The organism is Frankia sp. AgPm24, from assembly GCF_023243055.1.
GTDB lineage: Bacteria > Actinomycetota > Actinomycetes > Frankiales > Frankiaceae > Frankia > Frankia umida.
The window spans coordinates 1-2,534 of record NZ_JALKFW010000048.1; the positions used below are offsets into that span (position 1 = coordinate 1).

The following is a 2,534-nucleotide window of genomic DNA, read 5'->3' on the forward strand; positions in this document are numbered from 1 at the left end:
GCGATCAGCTGAGCCGCGCTTGCTTTACGGCTACAGTGCCGAGCTTGTGAGCTGGGCGGCGACACCGGTCGGGCGCGGGGCACGGGCCTCGACCGTGGCCGTCCTGGCGGTCGCCCTCGCCGTCGGCGCACACCTGGTGGCCTGTAGTGAGCTGCCGAACCCACTCGCTACCGCATGCGGTAGTGCGCTCGCGTTGCGCGTGTGCTGGGGCAGCACCGGCCGGCGGATGTCGTTGCGACGCATCGCGGGGCTGGTGGCCTGCGTGCAGGCCGGCCTGCACCTGGCCTTCACCGTGACGATGGCGCCGAACCACGAGGCACACGCCCAGCACGGTTTCCCGACCGGGACGGCCGGAACGGCCCAGGGCGTCGAGGGAATCGACCTTCTGCCCGGCGGGCCCCGGATGGCGCTGGCTCACCTCGGCGCCGCACTGCTGCTGGCGTGGTGGCTCTCCGCGGGAGAGCGACTGCTGTGGCGGGCGGCGCGCGGCGCCGTGGCGGTGGCGCGCCGGGCGGCGGACCACCTGCGGCGCCGGCGACGTCCGGCCGTGGTCTGCCCGCTTCCCGCCCGCGCGACGCCGCGGTGCCGGCCCGCGACGGACCGGGCCCCGCAGCTGGCCCACCTCGTTCATCTGGTCGTGCGCAGAGGTCCACCGAACCCGGCTCTGGCCTGACCGGTACCGCCGGGGCGCTCCGTCGTGCACACGTCGGACGGCCTGTTCGCGGTGCCCGAATCCGGCCTGTCGCCACCCGGCCGCAACTGACGCGGCACGGGATCCGACCGCGGCCGTCGCCCGCAGGGCCGCCGCGGCGGTGCCGCATGTCCTCGACAAGCCTGTTCGGAGAACCCCTGTGACCACGATCGACCAGACGGGGCATCCCCCCGACGACCAGAGCGTCCCTCCCGCCGGCCCGGCCGTGCCGTCCGAGCCACCCACAGACCCGGCCACACCCCCCACGGACCTGGCCGCGTTGCCGGCTGTCCCGGAACCACGCCAACCCGACGCTCCCGACGCGTCCGCCTCCGACCCGCCGACGTCCGCGCCCGCGCCGACGTCCGGTGGGGTGCGGCTGCTGGTGCTGCGGCTGCACTTCTACGCCGGGGTGCTGGTAGCGCCGTTCCTGGTGGTGGCCGCGCTCACCGGCCTCGCCTACACGTTCACCCCGCAGCTCGACCGGCTGGTCTACGCCGACGAGTTCCATGTCGACCAGGTCGGCGCGGCGCCGCGGCCGCTGTCCGAGCAGATCGACGCCGCGCTCGCCGCCCATCCCGAAGGAACCTTCGCCTCGGTGCTGACCGGGGACGCACCCGACCGGACCACCCGGGTGGTTCTCAACGTCCCCGACCTGGGAGAAAAGCAGCGCACCGTCTACGTCGACCCCTACACGAACCGGGTCCAGGGGGCGCTGACCACCTGGTGGGGCAGCACCCCGCTGACCACCTGGCTGGACGATCTGCACCGCAACCTGCACCTCGGCGCGCTCGGTCGGCACTACTCGGAGGTCGCGGCGAGCTGGTTGTGGGTCGTCTCCCTCGGCGGGCTCGTGCTGTGGCTGGGCCGGCGGCGCCGCTCCCGCCGGATGCGTCGCGTTCTGCTGCCCGACCTGGCCGCCCGTGGCCGGCGGCGCACGATGAGCTGGCACGGCAGCCTCGGGGTGTGGCTTCTGGTCGGTCTGCTGTTCCTGTCCGCGACCGGCCTGACCTGGTCCCGCTACGCCGGCGCGCATTTCGCCACCGCGCTGGACGCCACCGACAGCCACACCCCCGACCTCGACATCGCCCTGCCCCAGACGGCAGCGCCCGCCGGCGCCACCGGCGGGGCGCACCAGGGCCATACAACCACCGGCGCCGGCGGGACCGCGGAGACCAGCGCCGCGCGGGCGGGCGGAGTAGACCGGGTCGCCGCTGCCGCGCGGGGCGCGGGCCTGCACGGACCCGTGGAGATCACCCCGCCCACCGAGGCCGGCACGGGATGGTCCGTGGCCCAGACCGACCGGCGCTGGCCGGTGCGGCTCGACCAGGTGGCCGTCGACCCGGCCGACGGTCACGTGGTCCGCGAGGTGCGGTGGACGGACTGGCCGCTGCTGGCGAAGCTCACCAAGCTTGGCGTCGCCGCGCACATGGGCCTGCTGTTCGGCCTGGTCAACCAGATCCTGCTCGCCGGCCTCGCGATCGGCCTGATCTGCGTGATCGTCTGGGGCTACCGGATGTGGTGGCAGCGTCGTCCGACCCGAGCCGACCGGAGCGCAGTCGTCGGCCCGGCTCCTGCCCGGGGTACCTGGCGGCGGCTACCCAGGCCCACGCTGGTGGCCGTCATCCTGCTCACCGCCGCGGTCGGTTGGGCGTTGCCCGTACTCGGGGTGACGCTGGCGGCCTTCCTCGCCTTCGACGCCGCGGCCGGCCTGATCCGCGCCCGACGCCGCCAGCAGACGGGCAACGCCTCCGCGGCCTGACCCGCCAGACGGGCGCGACCCCCACCTGACGTCCGCCCGCTGCGCCACGAAGCCGGGCAGCGGGCGGACCCGCGGCGCTCC

2 protein-coding genes are annotated in these 2,534 nt (G+C 75.0%); both read left to right on the forward strand.

Annotated elements, in window-relative coordinates; genetic code table 11:
• A partial coding sequence (locus MXD61_RS05520; RefSeq protein WP_248811763.1) for a hypothetical protein occupies positions 1-673 on the forward strand: 673 nt, incomplete at its 5' end.
• Between the two features lie 178 nt (positions 674-851).
• On the forward strand, positions 852-2,453 hold the full coding sequence (locus tag MXD61_RS05525; RefSeq protein WP_248811764.1) for a PepSY domain-containing protein: 1,602 nt from the start codon (positions 852-854) through the stop codon (positions 2,451-2,453).
• The last annotated feature ends 81 nt before the right edge of the window (positions 2,454-2,534 follow it).